The organism is Ramlibacter cellulosilyticus (genome assembly GCF_014297465.1).
Classification (GTDB): Bacteria; Pseudomonadota; Gammaproteobacteria; order Burkholderiales; family Burkholderiaceae_C; genus Ramlibacter; species Ramlibacter cellulosilyticus.
The window spans coordinates 318,914-340,418 of record NZ_JACORT010000001.1 but is presented as its reverse complement, the minus strand read 5'-3'; the positions used below and the strand labels follow the sequence as shown (position 1 = coordinate 340,418).

Here is a 21,505-nt window from a genome sequence, read left to right as displayed (position 1 = left end):
GCCTACGACGGCCCGGTCCCGTTGAGGAGCCTGAGTTGCGCCCAGTCCTCTCCCATCGCGATCACCGTCGCGCTCGCCGGCGCGATGTCGAAGGTCTCCAGGTCGTCCAGCGACATGCGCAAGCAGGTCGCGACGATGGACTTGATGACATCGCCGTGCGAGACGACGAGCACCTTGCCCTCCGGGTAGCGCTCGCGCAACTCCCGCAACGCCGCCATGGCCCGCTTCGGAACCTCCGTGAACGCCTCACCCCCCGGCGGATGCGCGCTCGCTCGCCGCTCGCACCAGTGCCGCCACGGCTCGCCGAGCGCATCGAGTTCGCGAAAGCTCATGCCGACCCATTCGCCCATGTCGACTTCGTCGAAGCCCGCATGCACCTGGATCTCCATGCCGAGCGCCTCGGCGAGCGGCTCCGCCGTCTGCTGCGTCCGGGGCTGCGGCGAACACACGATGGCGTCGAACGGGACGCCCTGCAGCCGCCGCACGAGCTCCTGCGACTGCCTGCGCCCTTCCTCGTTCAGCGAGACATCGGGCTGCCGCCCGGCAATCCCGCGCCCCACCCAGTCATGGTTGGCATGGCGCAGGACGACGAACGTGGTCACGCCAGCGCGACCAGCTTCGCTTCCTGCTCCACCGGCGTCGCGCTGCCGCCCACGTAGCGCCGCACCATCCGGCCGCAGAACTCCGCGAACTCTTCGGGCACCTGGGGCGCGCTCGTGTGGTGCGGCTGGATGCCGCGGTGCTCCGGCGTGAAGCAGAAGGTGACGGTCACGTCGAAATCCTCGAGCGCGGCCATCTGCCGGTCGAACCAGGCGTCCGCATTCGGCCGGTAGCTGTCGGCCCAGCTCAGGCCCGTGCGCAGCTTCTTCACGCCCAGCTTCTTCAACCACTTCACGGCGTCGTCCAGGCGATGGTCCTCGAAGTGGAACCACTGGCAGATGCCGAACGCGGGCGTGTAGTTCGCGAAGTGCCTTGCCGCGAGCTTCGGCGTGCCGTCCTCGCGCAGCAGCCCCATGTAGAAATGCCGGTAGTAGCTGGACCCCTCGGCCTCGCGGTGGCGCGTCGTCGCGGGCCAGGCCTTCGGCAGGTCGCAGAGCGAATACCAGTGGATGCGCGGGACGCGGCCCGTGAGCAGTTCGGCGGTGCGCTTCAGGCCGAACTCCTGCACCTCCTCCGCACCGAAAGTGGACACGCCCACTTCCGTCACCCACACGGGCAGCTTCGTCACCGCCTCGATCTCGGCGATGCGCTCGGGCCAGATGTGGATCTGCCAGTTGTTCCAGTCCAGCGGAAAACCGTGCACGGCGACCGCGTCCACGGTGTCCAGCACGCCCTTCTGCTGCAGGTTCTGGATGAAGTTGGCGTCGATCGGGGAGATGCCGCCCAGCACCTTGGTGAGGCCGGGCGCCTCGGCGCGGACCGCGGCGGAGGACAGCTTGACCATCTGCGCGAACTTCACCCAGTCCGGATCGACTTCAGGGTCCCAATGCGATTTGTTGTTCGGTTCGTTCCAGAACTTGACGGCTTCGATCATGGTTGGCGTGGTTCAGTCGTTCTTCTGCTGCTGCACGGTGACTTTCTCGGCCTTGCCGCCGCCCACCGCGCGCGGCTTCGGCTGCGCCGTCGCGACCTCCTCGTCGCCGCGGATGAAGGCTTCGACGAGTTCGCGCGCCTCGTCATCGGTGAACTGCAGCGGAGGCGACTTCATGTAGTAGCTCGAAGGCCCGTTGAGCGCGCCGCCGATGCCGCGGTCGAGCGCGATCTTGGCGCAGCGGATCGCATCGATCACCACGCCGGCGGAGTTGGGGGAGTCCCACACTTCCAGCTTCAGTTCGCAACTGAGGGGAACGTTGCCGAACGCGGTTCCTTCCATGCGGATGAAGGCGAACTTGCGGTCGGCGAGCCACGGCACGTAGTCGCTCGGCCCGACGTGCACGTCCCTCTCGGGCATGGGGTGCCCGAGCTGGCTGGTGACGGCCTGCGTCTTGGAGATCTTCTTGGAGGCGAGGCGTTCGCGCTCCAGCATGTTGAGGAAGTCGGTGTTGCCGCCGACGTTCAGCTGGTACGTGCGGTCGACCTTCACGCCGCGCTTGCGGAACAGGTCCGTGAGCATGCGGTGCACGATGGTCGCGCCCACCTGCGACTTGATGTCGTCGCCGATGATGGGCAGGCGCCGCTGCGCGAAGCGCTTGTTCCAGTAGGGTTGCGACGCGATGAACACGGGAATGCAGTTCACGAAGGCGCAGCCCGCTTCCAGGATCTGCTCGACGTACCACTTGGTCGCCATCTCGGAGCCGACGGGCAGGTACGAGACGACGACGTCCGTCTTCGTCGACTTCAGGATGCCGACGATGTCGTCCGTGCTGCGCCCGGATTTCGGCACCACGTCCTTGAGATAGGTACCGAGCCCGTCGTGCGTCATGCCGCGGTACACGGGAACGCCGAGGTGAGGGACCTCCGCGAAGCGCAAGGTGTTGTTCGGCTCCGCGAAGATCGCTTCGCCCAGGTCGAGCCCGACCTTGTGCGCACTCACGTCGAACGCTGCGGTGAACTCGATGTCCCGCGGGTGGTAGCCCGCGAGATCGACGTGCATGAGGCCGGGGATGAAATCGTCGGGTGCGGCATCGCGGTAGAACTGCACGCCCTGCACGAGCGAGGAAGCGCAGTTGCCGACGCCGATGATGGCGACACGGATCTTGCCCATCTTCTTCTCCCTTTTTTCGTACACCTTATCGGGCGGTCGCGCTGCGCTCGGCTCATCGAGAAGGCGGAGAGGCATCGTACATACATCGTGCTCTGCCATGCGTCGTTTTCGAAATTTTGTTCGGAACGCCCCCGTCGGTTGAGCCGTGGTCCTAACATGAAGCATCGACAACAACAGGGATGCCTCATGCAAAAGGTGTTGATCACGGGAGGCGCCGGCTTCATCGGCTCGCATCTGGCCGACGAGTTGCTGGCGCACGGCTACCAGGTGCGCGTGCTGGACGTGCTCGATCCGCAGGTCCACGGCGAGCAGCGAAGGCGGCCCGAGTACCTCGCGAAGGACGTGGAACTGGTCGTCGGCGACGTGTGCGATCGCGCGAAGGTCGACGAAGCCTTGCAGGGCGTCGACGCGGTGTACCACTTCGCGGCGGCCGTGGGCGTGGGGCAGAGCATGTACGAGATCGCCCACTACACGCGCGTGAACAACCTCGGCACCGCGGTCGTCCTCGAAGCGCTGATCCGGAACCCCGTGGAGCGCCTGGTGGTGGCCTCGAGCATGAGCCTCTATGGCGAGGGCCTGTACCAGGGATCGTCGGGCGGCGCGCGCCTCGTGGGCGAGCGCACGCTGGAGCAGCTGAAGGCCGCGCAGTGGGAGTTCCTCGACGAGGACGGCAGCGCGCTGTCGCCCATGCCCACGCCCGAGAGCAAGCAGCCCGCGCTCGCCTCCGTGTATGCGCTGTCGAAGTACGACCAGGAGCGCCTGTGCCTGATGACGGGCCGCGCGTACAACCTCCCGACGGTGGCCCTGCGCTTCTTCAATGCGTACGGCCCGCGCCAGGCTCTTTCCAATCCTTACACGGGCGTGCTGGCCATCTTCGCGTCGCGCCTGTTGAACAACAACGCGCCGGCGATCTTCGAGGACGGCTTGCAGCAGCGCGACTTCGTGAGCGTCTACGACATCGCGCGTGCCTGCCGCCTCGCGCTCGAGACGCCCGACGCGGCCGGCGAGACCTTCAACATCGGCAGCGGCCAGCCGCGCACCGTGCGCGAGATCGCGGCCAAGCTCGCGAAGGTGGTCGGCAAGGAGAACATCCAGCCCGACATCCTCGGCAAGTACCGCGTCGGCGACATCCGCCACTGCTACGCCGACATCGCGAAGGCGCAGCGCATCCTCGGCTTCACGCCGCAGGTGCGGCTGGAGGACGGGCTGGTCGAACTGTCGTCCTGGCTCGCGAGCCAGGCCGCCGTCGACCGGGTGGCGCAGGCCAGCGCCGAACTGAGCGCACGCGGGCTGACCGTATGACACAGGCGACCACGCTCATCACCGGCGGGGCCGGCTTCGTCGGCTCCAACCTGGCGCACCGCCTCCTCTCGCAGGGGCGGCGCGTGCGCGTCCTCGACAACCTTTCGCGTCCCGGCGTCGAGCAGAACCTGCAGTGGCTGCGCCAGCAGCACGGCAGCCTGCTCGAGTTCGTGCGCGCCGACGTGCGCGATGGCGCGGCGGTGAACCAGGCCATCAACGGCGTCCAGCAGGTCTTCCACTTCGCGGCGCAGGTCGCGGTGACCACCAGCCTGGAGAACCCGCGCGAGGACTTCGACATCAACGCGCTCGGCACGCTCAACGTGCTGGAGGCCGCGCGTGCGCGGCCCGTGGCGCCCGGCGTGATCCTCACGTCGACCAACAAGGTCTACGGCGGCCTGGAAGACCTCGAGCTCTCCGTGCAGGGCCAGCGTTACCTGCCCGTCGACACGCAGGTCGCCGGCACCGGCATCGGCGAGTCGCGGCCGCTCGACTTCCACAGCCCTTACGGCTGCTCCAAGGGCACGGCCGACCAGTACGTCGTCGACTATGCGCGCAGCTACGGCATGACGACGCTCGTGTTCCGCATGAGCTGCATCTACGGCCCGCGCCAGTTCGGCACGGAGGACCAGGGCTGGGTGGCGCACTTCATCCTGCGGGCGCTCCGCGGCGAGCGCATCACGCTGTACGGCGACGGCATGCAGGTGCGGGACATCCTCTACGTCGACGACCTGGTCGACGCCTTCCTGCTGGCGGAGCAGAACGCACCGCGCCTCAAGGGCCGTGCCTTCAACATGGGCGGCGGGCCGGGCAACGCGATCAGCCTGCAGGACCTGCTCGATCGCATCGAGCGCCTGCACGGCAAGCGGCCTTCGGTGGCGTTCGACGCGTGGCGCACGGGCGACCAGCGCTACTACGTGTCCGACACCTCGGCCTTCCAGCGCGAGACGGGTTGGGAGCCGCAGGTCGGTGCCGAGGAAGGCATCGCCCTCCTCTTCGACTGGCTGGCCGCACGGCAGGAGAAGCGCAGCAGCGCTGCGCTGGCGAGCGAAGTCGTGACGGCGGGGGCGCACTGATGGCGGCGATGCAGGCAGCAGTGCTATCCGGGCCCGGCAACGCAGTGCTCCAGAGCGTGGCCCCGCCGGAGCCCGGTCCCGGCCAGGTCCTCGTGCGCATGGAAGGCTCCGGCGTGTGCGCGTCCAGCCTTCCGCTGTGGGAAGGCCGCGAGTGGTTCACGTATCCGCAGCCGCCGGGCGCGCCCGGCCACGAAGGCTGGGGGCGGGTGGCGGCGATCGGTGAAGGCGTCGCGGGCTTCAGCACCGGAGACCGCGTCGCCGCCCTCACCTATCGCGCGCACGCCGAATACGACGTGGCCGACGCGGGCTCGGTGGTGAAGCTGCCCGAGGCGCTTGCGGACACGGCGGTGCTGGGCGAGCCCCTGGGCTGCGCAACCAATATCTTCCAGCGCGCCGAGATCCGCGCCGGCCAGACGGTGGCCATCGTGGGCATCGGCTTCCTGGGCGCGCTGCTCACGCAGCTTTGCAAGCATGCAGGTGCGCGCGTGATCGCGCTGTCGCGCCGCCCCTTCTCGCTGGAGTTCGCGAAGCAGGCGGGTGCGGACCACACGCTGCTGATGGACGACCACTGGAAGATCCTGGAGAAGGTCAAGGCCCTCACCGACGGCAAGTGGTGCCAGCGCGTCATCGAGTGCACCGGCCTCGAGTGGCCGCTGAACCTGGCGGGCGAAATGACCGCCGAACGCGGCCGCCTCGTCATCGCCGGCTACCACCAGGACGGCATGCGCCAGGTGAACGTGCAGCTGTGGAACTGGCGCGGCCTCGACGTCATCAATGCGCACGAACGCGACCCGCAGATGTACGTCGACGGCATGAAGCGCGCCGTGCAGTGGCTCACGGAGGGCGTGATGGACCCCAGGCCGCTGTACACGCACACGCTGCCGCTCGACCGCCTGGGAGAAGCGCTGGAACTCACGCGCACCCGTCCCGACGGTTTCATGAAAGCACTCGTGACGACATGACATCCACCCAGAAGAACAACGATCTCCCCCGCCTCGGCTTCCTCGGCCTCGGATGGATAGGCCAGCACCGCATGCAGGCCCTGCGCGACGAGCAGGCCTGCCGCCTGGTGGCCGTCGCCGATCCCTCTCCTGACGTGCGCAGCCGCGCCCGGGAGCTCGTGCCCGAAGCGGCCGTCGCCGCCACCCTCGACGAACTGCTGCAGCACGAACTGGACGGCCTCGTCATCGCCACCCCCAGCGCTCTGCACGCGCAGCAGTCGCTCGCGGCGCTGGAGCGCGGCCTCGCCGTGTTCTGCCAGAAGCCGCTGGCGCGCACGGCGGCGGAGAACCAGGCCATCATCGACGCTGCGCGCAAGGCCGACCGGCTGCTCGGTTGCGACCTCTCCTACCGCCACACGGAAGCAATGAAGCGCATCCGCAACGCGGTGGTCGAAGGCGAGCTGGGCTCCATCTACGCGGTCGACCTGGTGTTCCACAACGCCTACGGCCCCGACAAGTCCTGGGCCCGCGACCCGCAGCTCGCGGGCGGCGGCTGCGCCATCGACCTCGGCATCCACCTCGTCGACCTCGCGCTGTGGACGCTGGGCTTCCCCGAGGTCACGCGCGTCAGCAGCCATCTCTACGCGCAGGGGCAACCGCTGCAAGCCGGCAGCACGCAGGTGGAGGACTACGCCGTCGCGGAGTTCGAGCTCGCCACGGGCGCCGTCGTGCGCATGGCCTGTTCCTGGAACCTGCCTTTCGGCCGCGATGCGGCGATCGAGGCGCACTTCCACGGCACCCAGGGCGGCGCCGCGATGACCAACGTCAACGGCTCCTTCTACGACTTCGCCGCGGCCCGCTTCCACGGCACCGAGCGCTTCCCGCTCGCGGATCCGCCCGACGCGTGGGGTGGCCGCGCAGTGGTCGACTGGGCGCGCAAGCTCGCTGCGGGCGCCCGCTACGACAAGTCCGTCGAGACGCTCGTGCAGGTGGCCGGCGTTCTGGACCGGGTCTATGGCCGGTAAGCGCGCGCCCCGGGTCCTGATGACGGCGGACACCGTGGGCGGTGTCTGGACCCATGCCGTCGAACTGGCGCGCGAACTCGATGCCCGCGGCGTGCGCGTCGCGCTCGCGACGATGGGCGCGCCGGTGGCGGCGCACCAGCGCGCGGCGCTGGCAGGCTGCGACGGCGTCACGCTGTTCGAGAGCACCTTCCGCCTCGAATGGATGCAGGAGCCCTGGGACGACGTCAATGCCGCCGGCGAGTGGCTCATGGCGCTGGAGCGCGACGTGCGGCCCGACCTCGTGCACCTGAACCAGTTCGCCTTCGGCGCGCTACCGTTCCGCGCCCCCAGGCTGGTCGTGGCGCACTCCTGCGTCGCCTCCTGGTGGCGCGCGGTGCATGCCGGACCCGCACCCGCGGAGTGGGCCCCGTACCGCCATCGCGTGCAGCAAGGCCTCGCCGGCGCCACGCGCGTCGCGGCACCCACACGCGCCATGCTCGATGCGCTGCGGGCCGAATATGCCTGGGACGGCGAAGGACTCGTGCTGCCGAACGGCTGCGTCCCCGAAGCCTTCGCGCCCGCGCCCAAGCAGCCGCGCATCCTCGCCGCCGGCCGCTTCTGGGACGAAGCCAAGAACCTGCGCGCGCTGGAGCAGGCTGCACCCGGACTGCCCTGGCCCGTGTGCGTCGCCGGCTCGGCAGCGCATCCGGATGGCGGAACCGTGCATCCGAAAGGCGTGCAGTTCCTCGGCGAGCTGCCCCGCGAAGCGCTGGCGCGCGAGCTGGCCCAGGCCGCGATCTATGCGCTGCCGGCCCGCTACGAACCCTTCGGGCTGTCCGTGCTGGAAGCCGCCCTCAGCGGCTGCGCGCTCGTCCTCGGCGACATCGCCAGCCTGCGCGAAGTCTGGGGCCCGGCCGCGCGTTACGTGCCGCCGGGCGATGCACGCGCGCTGCATGAAAGCCTGCAAGCCCTCATCGCCGCGCCGGAAGAGCGTGCGCGGCTCGCCCAGGCGGCGCAGGCACGCGCGCAGCGCTACACCGCCCGCGCCATGGCCGACCGCTACCTGGCCTGCTACGCCGAACTCGCGCCGCGGTTCGCGCACGGGGAGGAACTGGCATGCGCGTGATCGTCTTCTGCCACTCGCTGGTCTCCGACTGGAACCACGGCAACGCCCACTTCCTGCGCGGGGTCTGCAGCGACCTGAGCGCGCGCGGCCACGACGTGCGCGTCTACGAACCCGCCGACGCGTGGAGCGTGCAGAACCTCGTGGCGGAACACGGCGAGGCACCGCTGCAGGGCTTCGCCGCCGCCTACCCGCAGTTGCACAGCACCCGCTACACGCCGGACACGCTGGACCTGGACGCCGCGCTGGGCGAGGCCGACCTCGTGCTGGTGCACGAATGGAACGACCACGGCCTCGTGAAGCGCATCGGCGAGCACCGCCACGCCAACCCGCAGTACCGGCTCCTGTTCCACGACACGCACCACCGCGCCGTCACCGAGCCGGACAGCATGGCCGCCTACGACCTGCGCCACTACGACGGCGTGCTCGCCTTCGGCAGCGCCATCCGCGACCTCTACCGCGCCCGCGGCTGGGCCGCGCGCGCCTGGACCTGGCACGAAGCCGCGGACCCGCGCGTGTTCCATCCGATCCCCGGCGCGCAGCGCGAGGGCGACCTGGTGTGGGTGGGCAACTGGGGCGACGAGGAGCGCACCGCCGAACTGCACGAGTTCCTGCTCGGCCCGGTGAAGGACCTGCACCTGCAGGCCCGCATCCACGGCGTCCGCTATCCGGACCACGCGCTCGCAGCCCTGCGCGACGCCGGCATCACCTATGGCGGCTGGTTGCCCAACTACCAGGCGCCGCAGCTGTTCGCCCGCTACCGCATGACCGTGCACGTGCCGCGCCGCCCCTACGTGCAGGCGCTGCCCGGCATCCCCACCATCCGCGTGTTCGAGGCGCTCGCCTGCGGCATCCCGCTCGTCTCCGCGCCCTGGGACGATTGCGAAGGGCTGTTCGAGCCCGGCGCCGACTTCCTGGTGGCGCGCGACGGTGCCGAGATGCGCGAGCACCTGCGCGCCCTGATGGCGGACGACGCCCTGTGCGCGTCGCTCGCGGAGCATGGCTTGCGCACGATCCTCGCCCGGCACACCTGCGCGCATCGCGTGGACGAGCTGCTGGACATCTACGAAGAGCTGCACCCGGTGAACGAAGTCCTGAAAGCCTGACAACGATGAAGATCGCCTTCTTTGCATCCAGCCTGGTGTCGGCGTACTGGAACGGCGCCGCGACCTACTACCGCGGCATCGTCCGCGCGTTGCACGAGCGCGGCCACGAAGTCACGTTCTACGAACCGGACGCCTACGACCGCCAGAAGCACCGCGACATCCCCGACCCGCCGTGGGCCAAGGTCGTCGTGTATTCGGCGCAATCGGAAGCCGAGGTGCTGCAGACCGTGGAACAGGCGCGCGGCGCCGACCTCGTGGTCAAGGCGAGCGGCGTGGGCGTGCACGACGCCCTGCTGGAAAAGGCGGTGCTGGACCTGCAGCGGCCCGGCACGCTGGTCGCCTTCTGGGACGTCGACGCCCCGGCCACGCTGGACCGCGTGCACGGCGACGCGAGCGACGCCTTCCGCCCGCTGATCCCGCGCTACGACATCGTGCTCACCTACGGCGGCGGCGAACCGGTGCGCCAGGCTTACCGCGGCCTGGGCGCGCGCGACTGCGTGCCGATCTACAACGCGCTGGACCCGAGCACGCACCACCCCGTGCCGCCGGAGCCGCGCTTCGCGTGCGACCTCGCCTTCCTGGGCAACCGCCTGCCGGACCGCGAAGCGCGCGTGGAGGAGTTCTTCCTGCGCGCCGCGGCGCAGCTTGCGGAGCGGCGCATGCTCCTGGGCGGCAGCGGCTGGGGCGACAAGCCCCTGCCCGGCAACGTGCAGTACCTGGGCCACGTCTACACCGCGGACCACAACGCCTTCAACTGCACACCGCTGGCCGTTCTCAACGTGAGCCGCGAGAGCATGGCCCGCTACGGCTTCTCGCCCGCCACGCGCGTGTTCGAGGCGGCCGGCGCGGCCGCCTGCCTGATCACGGACGCCTGGGAAGGACTGGAGACTTTCTTCGAGCCCGGCACCGAGGTGCTGGTCGCCCGCAACGGCGACGAGGTGGCGCAGCACGTGCGCACGCTGGATGCGGCGCGCGCGCGGGAGATCGGCCAGGCCGCGTACCGCCGCGTGCTGGCGGAACACACCTACGCGCACCGGGCGGCGCAGGTCGACGCGGTGCTGGAAGGCTGCGGCGCGCGGCCCGTGCTGGCGGAGGCCGCATGAAGGTCGCGATCCTCGGGCTGTCGATCACCTCCTCCTGGGGCAACGGGCACGCGACCACCTACCGCGGCCTCGTGCGCGAGCTGGAGAAGCGCGGGCACGACGTGACCTTCCTGGAGCGCGACCAGCCCTGGTACGCCTCCAACCGCGACCTCGCGGAGCCGCCGTACGGCACCACCCTCCTGTACGGCAGCTTCGAGGAACTGCGCGATGCGCATGCGCACGTCGTGCGCGACGCGGACCTCGTGATCGTGGGCTCCTACGTCACCGAGGGCGTGCGCGTCGGCGACTGGGTGCACGACACGGCGGAAGGCGTGACCGCCTTCTACGACATCGACACGCCGGTGACGCTCGCGAAGATCGCGCGCGGCGACTTCGAGTACCTGCACCCGCGGCAGGTCCCCCACTACGACCTGTACCTGTCCTTCACCGGCGGCCCCACGCTGAAGAAGCTGGAGCGCCAGTACGGCTCGCCGCGCGCACGGGCGTTCTACTGCTCGTTCGACCCGGAGCTGTACTTCCCCGAGGCCCGCGAGCTGAAGTGGGACCTCGGCTACATGGGCACCTACAGCGACGACCGCCAGGCGAGCGTGCAGGCTTTCCTGCTGGAGCCGGCGCGGCACGAGCCGCAGAAGCCCTTCATCGTCGCGGGGCCGCAGTACCCGGACACCGACCGCTGGCCCGGCAACGTCACGCACCAGCCGCACCTGCCGCCGGCGGAGCACCGCGCCTTCTACAACAGCCAGCGCTTCACGCTGAACGTGACGCGCCAGGACATGATCGCCGCCGGGTGGTCGCCGAGCGTGCGCCTGTTCGAGGCGGCCGCGTGCGCGACGCCGATCATCAGCGACCGCTGGCCGGGCATCGAGTCGCTGCTGGTGCCGCACCAGGAGATCCTGCTGGTGGACCGTACCGCGGACGTGCTGGACATCCTGCGCCGCTGCGGCGAGGACGAGCGCCTGCGCATGGCCGAACGCGCGCGCCGCCGCATCCTCGCGGAGCACACGGCCGCCCACCGGGCCGCCGAACTCGAGGCCCATGCGACGGAGCTGCTGAGCGGCGTCGCCGCCTGAAGAAGAAGGGAGAGGACGATGGCAGACGAAGTGCAGCGCCAGATCGACGCGCTGGGCCCCTGGTTCCACAACCTGCACCTTCCTTCGGGGCACCAGACGGTGCCGGACCACTTCCTGGGCGGCGACTTCCCCTCGTTCAAATGGGAGCAGATCCGCGCCCACATCCCCGAAGACCTGGCGGGCTGGCGCGTGCTGGACGTGGGGTGCAACGCCGGGTTCTACAGCTTCGAGCTGGCAAAGCGCGGCGCCTCGGTCGTCGCCCTCGACATGGAGCCGCTGTACCTGGACCAGGCGCAGTGGGCCGCGCGCCAGTTCGGCCTGCAGGACCGCGTCGAGTTCCGCCAGCAGCAGGTCTATGACCTGGCGCGCAGCAACGAGCAGTTCGACCTCGTGTGGTTCATGGGCGTCTTCTACCACCTGCGCTACCCGCTGCTGGCGCTGGACATCCTCTCGCGCCGCACGCAGCGGATGATGATGTTCCAGACGTTGTCGTTGCCGGGCGAGGAGGTCTATCCGGACACCGAGGACCACCCGATCACGCAGCGCGAGCCGCTGCTGGACCCGGGCTGGCCGAAGATGTCCTTCATCGAGCACCGCTTCTCCAACGACCGCACGAACTGGTGGGTGCCGAACCACGCCGGCATCGAGGCGATGCTGCGTTCGAGCGGCCTGCGCGTGACGGCGCGGCCGGCGGAGGAGATCTATGTGTGCGCGCCGAATGCGGAGACGGCGGCGTGGAAGTGGGATACGCAGTATGACGCGGTGTTTCCGCGCGGGGCGGTCCCAAACGAGGCACAGGAGACCGCGGCGGCGTTGCATGCGGTCGAAGCGGGGGCCTGAACCGCTTCGCGGCGGTGGGGTTCGCTGGCGCTCACCTTCGCCGGCATTCGCCGGCCCACCCTACACGAAAGGCCGGTTCCCTGTAGGGTGGCGACGCGCCAGCGTCGGAAGGTGAGCGAAGCGAACCCCACCGCTCACCCGCCCCACCCTCACCCCGGCGCGTTCGCCTTGTCCCCCGCCGTCACCTCCGGATGGCTCTTCAGCCACTGCCGGATCTTCTCCGGGTCCTTCATCCGCGTCACCTTGCTCGCGGAATCCAGGAACACCATGATCAGCTTGCGCCCGGCCAGCTCCGCCTGCATCAGGAGCGTGTAGCCCGCCTCGCGGATGTAGCCGGTCTTCTGCACGCCGATGTCCCAGCTGCCGCTGCGCACCAGGCGGTTGCTGTTCACGTACTGCAGCGTGCCGTGGTCCGTGCCCAGGCGGTAGCCCGGCGACGTGCTGTAGCGGCGCAGCAGGGGCTGGTCGTAGGCCGCCGCGGTGAGCAGCGCCAGGTCGTGCGCGCTCGAGCGGTTGGCGCTCGAGAGACCCGTGGGCTCCACGTACCGCGTCTGCTTCATCCCGAGCTGCGCCGCCTTCACGTTCATCGCGCTCACGAAGGCGCTCTCGCCGCCCGGGTAGGTGCGCGCCAGCGCGTGCGCCGCGCGGTTCTCGCTGGACATGAGCGCCAGGTGCAGCGCCTGCGCGCGCGTGAGCTCGGTGCCCACCTTCAGGCGCGAGCTGCTGAACTTCATGCGGTCCACGTCCTCGTCGGAGATCGTGATCTTCTCGTTCATCGGCAGCTTCGCTTCGGCGATGATGAAGCCGGTCATCAGCTTGGTCAGCGACGCGATCGGCTGCACCGACTCCGGGTTCTTGCCGAACAGGACCTCGCCGGTCTGCTGGTCGATCACGTACGCGGCGCTCGCGCTGACCTTCAGCGGCCCGGTGAACGGCGCCTCGGCCACGAAGGCTTTCGCCGGCCGCGCCTTCGCGACGACTTTCTTCTTCGTTCCCTTCTTCGCCACGACCGTCTTGCGGGCGCTGCTCTTCTTCGCGACCTTCTTCTTCGCGACCGGCTTCTTGGCGGACGAAACCTTCTTCTTCACCGCATGCTGCGTGGTGCGGGCCTTGGCGGCCTCGGCGGGTTGGACCCCGAGGGCGAACAAGGGAAAAAGGAGGAGGACGAGCCAGCGGGCGGCCCGGCGCGCAGGGACTTCTCGCGTCATGAGGAAGTCAGTGCCGTCCTACGCGCGGAAGTTCCGCCTTCCGGGAACCAATTTGCGCCGCGTGCGGCCGAGGCGCGGGAAATTTGCGCGCCAAGCCCAGCGGTAAGACCTCAAGCCGCGGCGAACGCCGCGTCCAGCCGCTCGATGTAGCGCGCCTTGGCCGACGGTTCCGCGAACGATCCTTCGAAGCTGTTGCGCGCCAGCTGGTAGGCATGCTGACGGTCCAGCCCGATCGCCGCGGCCGTCTGCAGGAAGTTGTCGTTCATGTAGCCGCCGAAGTACGCAGGGTCGTCCGAGTTCACCGTCGCACACAGCCCCGCCTCCAGCAGCTCGCGCAGGTTGTGCTGCTGCAGGTCCGGGAAGACGCACAGCTTCAGGTTCGACAGCGGGCACACCGTGAGCGGGATGCGTTCGTCCGCCAGCCGCTTCATGAGTGCCGGGTCCTTCGCGGACTGCACGCCGTGGTCGATGCGCTCCACCTTCAGCACGTCGAGCGCCGACCACACGTAGGCGGGCGGGCCCTCCTCGCCGGCGTGCGCCACCAGGTGCAGGCCTTCCGCGCGGCACTTCGCGAACACGCGCGCGAACTTCTCCGGCGGATGCCCCAGCTCGCTCGAGTCCAGGCCGACGCCGATGAAGTGCTCCCTGAACGGAAGCGCCTGCTCCAGCGTCGCGAACGCGTCCTCCTCGCTCAGGTGCCGCAGGAAGCAGAGGATCAGTTCCGCATCGACGCCGAGCTTCTTCGCGTCCTTGCACGCACGCGAGAGGCCGCGGATCACGGTCTCCATGGACACGCCGCGTGCCGTGTGCGTCTGCGGGTCGAAGAAGATCTCCGTCCGGATCACGTGGTCGGCCGCCGCCTTCTGCAGGTAGGCCCACGCCATGTCGTGGAAGTCCTGCTCGCGCAGCAGCACGCTGGCGCCGGCGTAGTAGATGTCGAGGAAGCTCTGCAGGTTGGTGAAGGCGTACGCGCGCCGCAGTTCCTCCACGCTGGCATACGGGAGCGCGACGCCGTTGCGCTGCGCCAGCTGGAAGATCAGCTCGGGCTCCAGCGAGCCTTCGATGTGGATGTGCAGCTCCGCCTTGGGCATGGTGGCGAGCAGCGTGGGGAGGTTCATGGGTGGACTCCGAAGGTGATGCCCTGGCGCGAAAGATAGCGCCGGTACGCGGACGACGCACGGTCGGCGCTGGTGTGCAGCTCCGCGCGCAGGTCGAGCGGCAGGCGCTTGGGTTGCTGCGATTCGAGCACCGGCTGGTCCTGCCGGAAGATGGTGTCCTGGAAGGCGCGCAGCTTCTCGTCGGGCGAGTCGAAGTCCGCCACGGCGAGGCGGAACCAGCAGGTGCTGCGCTCGGCCTCCACCGGCGCGATGAACAGCGCGATGGACTCGCGCCAGTCCGCCACCGCGGTCGTGCCGCTCTCGGGGATCTTGGTCAGCACCGCGGTGTACGGCGCCGTGACCTCATACGTGTATTCGACCTGCGCCGGCGCGGTGGAGTGCAGGTTGGACTGCGGCTGCCAGGCCTTGCATTGCGTGGCACGCAGGCCCGTGGGCGTCTCTTCCACCTTGTAGTCGGCTATGGCCGACGCACCGCGCGCGCCCAGCCAGCCCTCGTGCACGAAGGCGAAGTGCGAGAGGTCGAGGAAGTTCTCGACGATGCGCGGCGCGCTGGCCTCCACCGTGTAAGGGCCGCAATTCAGCTTGCGCAGGCGGGCGTCCGCTTCCGCCGCGAAGGCGGGGAGGTCGATGGCACCCGTCTCCAGCCGCACCCAGACGAGGCCGTGGGCTTCGCGCACGTCGAAGGCCTTCACGCAATGCGTCGCCGGCGGCGTGAAGGCCGGCAGCGCCGGCACGTGCACGCACCGCCCCGAAGCCGCGAACTGCCAGCCGTGGTACGGGCACTCGAGGTGGCCGTCCTCCACGCGCCCGAGCGACAGGCGCGCGCCACGGTGCGGGCAGCGGTCCGGCCAGGCGTGCACCGCGCCGGCGGGGTCGCGCCAGAGGACGAGGTCTTCGCCGAGCAGGCGCACGGCGAAAGGGGCGTCGCGGATCGCTTCGCTGCCTGCCACCGGATGCCAATGCTGTCGTTCAATCATCGCGTCTCACCTTGCTGGGGTGCGCTTCGCGCAACCCAGCCTACATTCCACCCGTAGGCTGGGTTGCGCGAAGCGCACCCCAGCAAACGCAAAGGGCCGCGCGAGCGGCCCTTTGCATGTTCCATTCCGGAACCTTACTTCTTCTCCCCGCCCGGCACCTTGCCTTCCACGCCCTTGACGTAGAAGTTGATGCCGCCCAGGAACTTGTCGTCGGCGACGGCGTCCTTGGCCAGGATTTCCTTGCCGGAGTTGTCGGCGATCGGGCCCTTCCAGATCTGCAGCGTGCCGTCCTTCAGGCCGGCCTTCACCTTCTCCAGCTGCTGCTTGGCGGCGTCGGGCACGTCGGCGGCGACGGACACGAAGTCGATCGCGCCTTCCTTGACGCCCCACCAGCTCTGGCCCGTGGACCAGGTGTTGTTCAGCGCGTCGCCGATCGCCTTCTTGTAGTAAGGCGTCCAGTTGATGATCGCGGAACCCAGGTGCGCCTTGGGGCCGTAGCTGCTCATGTCGCTGTCCCAGCCGAAGGCGCGCTTGCCCATCTTCTCGGCGGTCTGCAGCACGGCCGACGAGTCGGTGTTCTGCATCAGCACGTCGGCGCCGCCGTTGATCAGGGACGTGGCCGCTTCGGTTTCCTTCGGCGGATTGAACCAGTCGCCCACCCACACCACGCGGGTCTTGACCTTCGGGTTCACCGACTGGGCGCCCAGCGTGAACGAGTTGATGTTGCGGACCACCTCGGGGATCGGCACCGAGCCCACCACGCCCAGCGTGTTGGTCTTGGTCATGCTGCCCGCGATCACGCCGGCCATGTACGCGCCTTCGTAGGTGCGGCTGTCGTAGGTGCGCAGGTTCTCGGCGGTCTTGTAGCCGGTGGCGTGCTCGAACTTGACGTCCTTGTGGTCCGCGGCGACCTTGAGCATCGGCTCCATGTAGCCGAAGGTCGTGCCGAAGATCAGCTTGTTGCCCTGGGCGACCATGTCGCGCATCACGCGCTCGGCGTCCGCCGACTCGGGGACCTTCTCGACGAAGGAGGTCTCGATCTTGTCGCCGAACTCCTGCTGCACCGCCTTGCGCGCGTTGTCGTGCGCGAAGGTCCAGCCGCCGTCGCCCACCGGGCCGACGTAGGCGAAGGCCACCTTGAGCTTCTGCGGGGCCGGGGCGGGCGCCGGAGCCTGGGCGGCGGCCGGTGCGGGCGCCGGGGCGGGAGCGGGGGTTTCCTGCTTGCTGCAGGCGGCCAGGCCTGCCACGGCGGCGGCGAGGGCCGCCGCCTGGAGCAGTGCGCGTTTCTTCGTGTCGGTCATTGTTTCCCCTCTTCGAGGTCTGGGACGAAAGGTCGAATTATGTTCCGGGATAAAACGGTTTTCCAAGCGAGGCCGGCATGTTGACCCGGATCCACGCCGGATTGCGCGAGATCAGCGCCAGCACCACGATGGTCGCCACGTAGGGCAGCATGCCGAGGAATTCGCTGGGAACCTCCACGCCCGTGCCCTGCAGGTGGAACTGCAGCATGGTGACGCCGCCGAACAGGTAGGCGCCAAGCAACACGCGTGCCGGACGCCAGGTGGCGAAGGTGGTGAGCGCCAGGGCGATCCAGCCCTTGCCGGCCACCATCCCCTCGACCCAGAGGGGCGTGTAGATGATGGAGATGTAGGCGCCGGACAGCCCGCACAGCGCCCCGCCGGCAATCACCGCCGCCAGCCGGATGCGGCGCACCGGATAGCCCAGGGCGTGCGCGGACTCGGGCGACTCGCCCACCGAGCGCAGCACCAGGCCGGCGCGCGACCGGTACAGGAACCACATCAACCACACCACCAGGCCGATCGCCAGGTACACCATGGGATGCTGGCGGAAGAGCGCCGGCCCGATCAGGGGGATGTCGCCCAGCAGCGGGATGGAGAAATGCGGCCGCTCCGGCAGCTTCTCCTGCACGTACTGGATGCCGGCGAAGGCGGAGAAACCCGCGCCGAACAGGCTGAGCGCCAGGCCCGTCGCGTACTGGTTGGTGTTCATCCAGATCACGAGCAGCCCGAACGCCGCCGCCAGCAGCGCGCCCGCGCCTATGCCCGCCAGGAAGCCGATCCAGTCGCTGCCCGTGTGGACCACCGCCGCGAAGCCCGCGATGGCCGCGCACAGCATCATGCCCTCGGCCCCGAGGTTCACGATGCCGGCCTTCTCGTTGATCAGGAGCCCCAGCGCCGCGATCGCCAGCACCGTGCCGGCATTGAGCATGGAGGCGAAGAGGAGTGCGTACTGGTCCATGTTCAGGTCTTGGCGGGCTGCGTGGAAGGCAGGAAGCGGATGCGGTAGGCCATCAACGTGTCGCAGGCGAGCAGCGTGAAGAGCAGCAGGCCCTGGAACACGCCGGTCAGCGACTTGGGCAGCCCCAGGCGCGACTGCGCCAGCTCGCCGCCGATGTAGAACATGCTCATGAGGATGGCCGAGAACACCATGCCCACCGGGTGCAGCCGGCCGACGAAGGCCACGATGATCGCGGCGAAGCCGTAGCCCGCCGGCACGTAGGGCGTGAGCTGGCCGATGGGGCCGGCGACTTCCAGCGCGCCCGCCAGGCCCGCGGCGCCGCCGGAGACCAGCAGCGCCGTCCACAGCGCCTTGCGCGAGGAGAAGCCGGCGTAGCGCGCGGCCGCCGGCGCGAGCCCTCCCACCTGCTGCGCGAAGCCGGCGCGCGTGCGGAACAGGAACACCCACAGCGCCGCCACGCCGACGAGCGACAGGATCACGCCGATGTTCACCCGCGAGCCGGTGAACAGGCGGGGAATCTGCGTGGCTGCCTCGAAGGTCTTGGTCTGCGGGAAGTTGTAGCCGGCCGGGTCCTTCCAGGGCCCGAACACCAGGTAGTTCAGCACCAGCGTGGCGACGTACACCAGCATCAGGCTCACGAGGATCTCGTTGGCGTTGAACTTGTCACGCAGCAGCCCCGTGATCGCCGCCCAGGCCATGCCGCCCAGCACGCCTGCGAGCAGCACGGCGACGACGATCAGCCGGCTCGTGTCCTTGCCCGCCAGCAGCGCGACGCCCCCGGCGACCACGGCGCCGATCACGAACTGGCCTTCGGCACCGATGTTCCACACGTTGGAGCGGAAGCACACGGCGAGGCCCAGGGCGATCAGCAGCAGCGGCGTGGCCTTCACCATCAACTCGCCGATCCGGTAGCCGGAGCTGATCGGCTCCCAGAAGAACACCTGCAGCCCGCGCACCGGGTCCTTGCCCAGCGCCACGAACAGCAGCGTGCCGATCACCACGGTGATCACGAGCGCCAGCAGGGGCGAAGCGACGCTCCAGAACTTCGAAGCCTCCGGACGAGGTTCCAGCTTAAACATTCTTGCCATCCTCCCGGACTTGCTCCCTCTCCCCCCTGGGGAGAGGGCTGGGGTGAGGGGCATCCCCCCGCAACGGATGCACGACCCAGAGTCCGCTCATCCACTCCCCGATCTGCGTCACCGTCGCCCTCGCCCGCTCCACGCTCGGCGACAACCTTCCCTTCGCGATCACGTGCAGCCGGTCGCTGATCTCGAACAGCTCCTCCAGCTCCTCGGACAGCACCAGCACGGCGCAACCCGCGTCGCGCAGCGCGAGGATCTCCGAGCGGATCTGCGCCGAGGCGCCGACGTCCACGCCCCAGGTTGGCTGCGACACGATCAGCAGCTTCGGCCTGGCGTCGATCTCGCGGCCCACGATGAACTTCTGCAGGTTGCCGCCGGACAGCGACTTCGCCGCCGCGTCCGGACCGCCGGCCTTCACGTTGAAGCGCTTGATGATGTCCGCGGCCTGCTGGCGCAAGGCACCCGTGCGGATCCAGCCGCTCTTGCCGACCGCATCCGTGCGCGTGAGCAGCAGGTTCTGCGACAGGCCCAGGGTCGGCACCGCGCCGCGCCCCAGGCGCTCCTCGGGCACGAAGTGCAGCCCGAGGTGGCGCCGGTGCGCCGGGCCGAAGCGGCCCACGGGCTTGCCATCCACCTGGATCATCGCCGGCGCCGCCCGCGTGTCCTCGCCCGAGAGCGCGAACAGCAGCTCGCGCTGCCCGTTGCCCGACACGCCCGCCACGCCCACGACCTCGCCGGCACGCACGTCGAAGGAGATGTCGTCGAGGTCGTGGCCGAACTGGTCCTCGCGCGGCAGGGTGAGGTTCTGCACGCGCAGCACCACCTCGCCCGGGGTGCGCTCGTGGTGCTCCAGCTGCGGCGGCTCGGCGCCGATCATCATCCGGGACAGGGACGCGTTGCTCTCGCGGCGGGGGTCGGTCACGCCCGTGACCTTGCCGCCGCGCAGCACCGTGCAGGCCGTGCACAGCTCGCGGATCTCGTGCAGCTTGTGGCTGATGTACAGGATGCTGCAGCCTTCGGACGCCAGCTGCTTCAGCACCACGAACAGCTTCTCCACCGCCTGCGGCGTCAGCACCGAGGTGGGCTCGTCGAGGATCAGCAGCTTGGGGTTGGTGAGCAGTGCGCGGATGATCTCCACCCGCTGCATCTCGCCCACCGACAGCGTGTGCACCGGCCGCGCCGGGTCGACGTCCAGCCCGTATTCGCGCGCCTTGGCGCTGATGCTGTGCGTCACCTGCTGCAGGGTGAGGCTCTTGTCCAGGCCCAGCCACACGTTCTCCGCCACGGTGAGCGTGTCGAACAGGCTGAAGTGCTGGAACACCATGCTGATGCCCAGCGCCCGCGCTTCCTGCGGGTTGCGGATGTGGACCGGCTGCCCGTTGAACAGCACGCTGCCCTCGTCGGGCTTGAGCGCGCCGTAGATGATCTTCATCAGCGTGGACTTGCCGGCGCCGTTCTCCCCGAGCACGGCGTGCGTTTCGCCGGGCTGGACCGTCAGCGACACGTCGCTGTTGGCCACCACGGACGGGAAGCGCTTGGTGATGTGCGCGAGCTGCAGGCGCGGGATGCTCAAGGGCGGATCTCCGTCACGGGGTGGGCCGCAGCCCGGCGGCGACGGCCTTCACGCGTTCGCGCAGCCAGCGGCCCGCGGTGGAAGGATGGCTGCGTTCGTGCCACAGCTGGTAGTAGACGAGTTCGGGGAAGGGCACGGGACAAGGCAGGATCTGCACCGGCAGCAGGCTCAGGTAGCGTTCACAGAATTGCCGGCCGGTGGTGAGGATGAGCAAGCTCGATGCCACCACGCGCGGCAGCAGCCCGAAATGCGGGCAGCGGGCCGTGATGTTACGCGCAAGTCCCTGGGCCTCCAGGAATTCGTCGATGACGCCGCGCGCGCCCGGGTGCGTGGGCGTGGGCGCGATGTGCTCGGACGCGAGCCAGCTCTCCGCCGTCCAGCCACGCTTGACCGCGGGATGATCGCGGGCGACCAGGCACACGATCTCGTCCGAAAAGAGCTTGCCCAGGTGGAGGTCCTCGGGCGGCTGCAGCCAGTTGCCGATCACCAGGTCGACGTCGCCGTTGGCGAGCTGCGCGTGGTAGTCGGCCGCGGCGGTGAGCGGGTGGATCTCCACCTGGCTGCGCGGCGCCTGGTGCTTCAGCTGCGCAACGAGCTGCGGCAGGAACTCGGGATCGAGGTAGTCCGCGGCCGCGATGCGGAAGACGTGGGCGGAGGTCTGGGGCTCGAAACCGCGCGCATCCGAGAACAGCACCTCGGCGGCACGAAGAATGCTGGCACTGGGCTCGATCATGCGCAGTCCCGCATCCGTAGGCACCATTCCGGCGCCCGACCGCACCAGGAGGGGGTCGCCCGCCAGTTCGCGCAGGCGCTTCAAGGACGCCGACACCGCAGGCTGGTACATCCCCAGCTTGAGGGCGGCTCGCGACACGCTTCGTTCGGTCAACACGGTATGCAGGACCCTGATCAAGTGGAGGTCGATCTTGTCGAAAAGAACCTGATCCCTCATACCTTTGCCTGCATCTCACCCATAAGGCCAGCGGTATGCGGTGGCCGAGGGTTCCCCCTAACCTCCGCGTTGT

20 protein-coding genes are annotated in these 21,505 nt (G+C 69.2%); 9 read left to right on the top strand and 11 right to left on the bottom strand.

Annotation, left to right across the window (positions count from 1 at the left end; genetic code table 11):
• Positions 1 to 2: 2 nt before the first annotated feature.
• Genes H8N03_RS01660 through H8N03_RS01650 form a run of 3 tightly spaced genes read right to left on the bottom strand, consistent with a single transcriptional unit; the run spans position 3 to position 2,704 of the window.
• A complete protein-coding gene (locus H8N03_RS01660; protein ID WP_187074382.1) occupies positions 3 to 602 on the bottom strand; it encodes a histidine phosphatase family protein in 600 nt (199 codons plus the stop codon).
• Positions 599 to 1,534, bottom strand: coding sequence for a glycosyl hydrolase (locus H8N03_RS01655; RefSeq protein ID WP_187074381.1), 936 nt, complete (start codon positions 1,532 to 1,534; stop codon positions 599 to 601). Before H8N03_RS01655 ends, H8N03_RS01660 begins: the two co-directional genes overlap by 4 nt.
• A gap of 12 nt (positions 1,535 to 1,546) precedes the next feature.
• Positions 1,547 to 2,704: an inositol-3-phosphate synthase gene (locus H8N03_RS01650; RefSeq protein ID WP_187074380.1), complete on the bottom strand. Its 1,158-nt coding sequence runs from the start codon at positions 2,702 to 2,704 to the stop codon at positions 1,547 to 1,549.
• Positions 2,705 to 2,890: 186 nt separating this feature from the next.
• Between H8N03_RS01650 and H8N03_RS01645 the strand changes: the two genes are divergently transcribed.
• Genes H8N03_RS01645 through H8N03_RS01605 form a run of 9 tightly spaced genes read left to right on the top strand, consistent with a single transcriptional unit; the run spans position 2,891 to position 12,266 of the window.
• Positions 2,891 to 4,006 (top strand): NAD-dependent epimerase/dehydratase family protein, encoded by a 1,116-nt coding sequence (locus tag H8N03_RS01645; protein WP_187074379.1) that lies wholly within the window; start codon positions 2,891 to 2,893, stop codon positions 4,004 to 4,006.
• Complete coding sequence (locus H8N03_RS01640) at positions 4,003 to 5,079, top strand: SDR family NAD(P)-dependent oxidoreductase (RefSeq protein ID WP_187074378.1); 1,077 nt, start codon at positions 4,003 to 4,005, stop codon at positions 5,077 to 5,079. The genes H8N03_RS01645 and H8N03_RS01640 overlap by 4 nt, the downstream gene beginning before the upstream one ends.
• A 56-nt stretch (positions 5,080 to 5,135) precedes the next feature.
• Positions 5,136 to 6,041, top strand: a complete 906-nt coding sequence (locus tag H8N03_RS01635) for an MDR/zinc-dependent alcohol dehydrogenase-like family protein (protein WP_354005060.1) — start codon at positions 5,136 to 5,138, stop codon at positions 6,039 to 6,041.
• Positions 6,038 to 7,045, top strand: coding sequence for a Gfo/Idh/MocA family protein (locus tag H8N03_RS01630; RefSeq protein WP_187074376.1), 1,008 nt, complete (start codon positions 6,038 to 6,040; stop codon positions 7,043 to 7,045). The genes H8N03_RS01635 and H8N03_RS01630 overlap by 4 nt, the downstream gene beginning before the upstream one ends.
• Positions 7,035 to 8,150, top strand: a complete 1,116-nt coding sequence (locus H8N03_RS01625; RefSeq protein ID WP_187074375.1) for a glycosyltransferase family 4 protein — start codon at positions 7,035 to 7,037, stop codon at positions 8,148 to 8,150. The genes H8N03_RS01630 and H8N03_RS01625 overlap by 11 nt, the downstream gene beginning before the upstream one ends.
• Entirely contained in the window at positions 8,141 to 9,253 is a 1,113-nt protein-coding gene (locus tag H8N03_RS01620; protein ID WP_187074374.1) for a CgeB family protein, read from the top strand. The genes H8N03_RS01625 and H8N03_RS01620 overlap by 10 nt, the downstream gene beginning before the upstream one ends.
• Before the next feature lie 5 nt (positions 9,254 to 9,258).
• On the top strand, positions 9,259 to 10,356 hold the full coding sequence (locus tag H8N03_RS01615; protein ID WP_187074373.1) for a CgeB family protein: 1,098 nt from the start codon (positions 9,259 to 9,261) through the stop codon (positions 10,354 to 10,356).
• Positions 10,353 to 11,426 carry a CgeB family protein gene (locus H8N03_RS01610; protein ID WP_187074372.1) on the top strand — a complete coding sequence of 358 codons (1,074 nt, stop codon included), beginning with the start codon at positions 10,353 to 10,355 and terminating at the stop codon, positions 11,424 to 11,426. The genes H8N03_RS01615 and H8N03_RS01610 overlap by 4 nt, the downstream gene beginning before the upstream one ends.
• 18 nt (positions 11,427 to 11,444) lie before the next feature.
• Positions 11,445 to 12,266 carry a TIGR04290 family methyltransferase gene (locus H8N03_RS01605; protein ID WP_187074371.1) on the top strand — a complete coding sequence of 274 codons (822 nt, stop codon included), beginning with the start codon at positions 11,445 to 11,447 and terminating at the stop codon, positions 12,264 to 12,266.
• A 149-nt stretch (positions 12,267 to 12,415) separates the two neighbouring features.
• Here the strand turns inward: H8N03_RS01605 and H8N03_RS01600 are convergent, their stop codons facing one another.
• From H8N03_RS01600 to H8N03_RS01565, 8 genes are all read right to left on the bottom strand, one after another.
• Positions 12,416 to 13,474, bottom strand: coding sequence for a D-alanyl-D-alanine carboxypeptidase family protein (locus tag H8N03_RS01600; protein ID WP_187074370.1), 1,059 nt, complete (start codon positions 13,472 to 13,474; stop codon positions 12,416 to 12,418).
• Positions 13,475 to 13,584: 110 nt separating this feature from the next.
• Positions 13,585 to 14,592, bottom strand: coding sequence for an adenosine deaminase (locus H8N03_RS01595; protein WP_187074369.1), 1,008 nt, complete (start codon positions 14,590 to 14,592; stop codon positions 13,585 to 13,587).
• Positions 14,589 to 15,569: an aromatic ring-hydroxylating dioxygenase subunit alpha gene (locus tag H8N03_RS01590; protein WP_187074368.1), complete on the bottom strand. Its 981-nt coding sequence runs from the start codon at positions 15,567 to 15,569 to the stop codon at positions 14,589 to 14,591. The genes H8N03_RS01595 and H8N03_RS01590 overlap by 4 nt, the downstream gene beginning before the upstream one ends.
• Before the next feature lie 134 nt (positions 15,570 to 15,703).
• Positions 15,704 to 16,870, bottom strand: coding sequence for a BMP family ABC transporter substrate-binding protein (locus H8N03_RS01585; RefSeq protein WP_187074367.1), 1,167 nt, complete (start codon positions 16,868 to 16,870; stop codon positions 15,704 to 15,706).
• A 37-nt stretch (positions 16,871 to 16,907) separates the two neighbouring features.
• On the bottom strand, positions 16,908 to 17,828 hold the full coding sequence (locus tag H8N03_RS01580; RefSeq protein ID WP_187074366.1) for an ABC transporter permease: 921 nt from the start codon (positions 17,826 to 17,828) through the stop codon (positions 16,908 to 16,910).
• Positions 17,829 to 17,830: 2 nt separating this feature from the next.
• On the bottom strand, positions 17,831 to 18,907 hold the full coding sequence (locus H8N03_RS01575; protein WP_187074365.1) for an ABC transporter permease: 1,077 nt from the start codon (positions 18,905 to 18,907) through the stop codon (positions 17,831 to 17,833).
• Entirely contained in the window at positions 18,900 to 20,483 is a 1,584-nt protein-coding gene (locus tag H8N03_RS01570) for an ABC transporter ATP-binding protein (RefSeq protein ID WP_187074364.1), read from the bottom strand. The genes H8N03_RS01575 and H8N03_RS01570 overlap by 8 nt, the downstream gene beginning before the upstream one ends.
• 13 nt (positions 20,484 to 20,496) lie before the next feature.
• Entirely contained in the window at positions 20,497 to 21,432 is a 936-nt protein-coding gene (locus tag H8N03_RS01565) for a LysR family transcriptional regulator (protein ID WP_187074363.1), read from the bottom strand.
• Between the last annotated feature and the right edge of the window lie 73 nt (positions 21,433 to 21,505).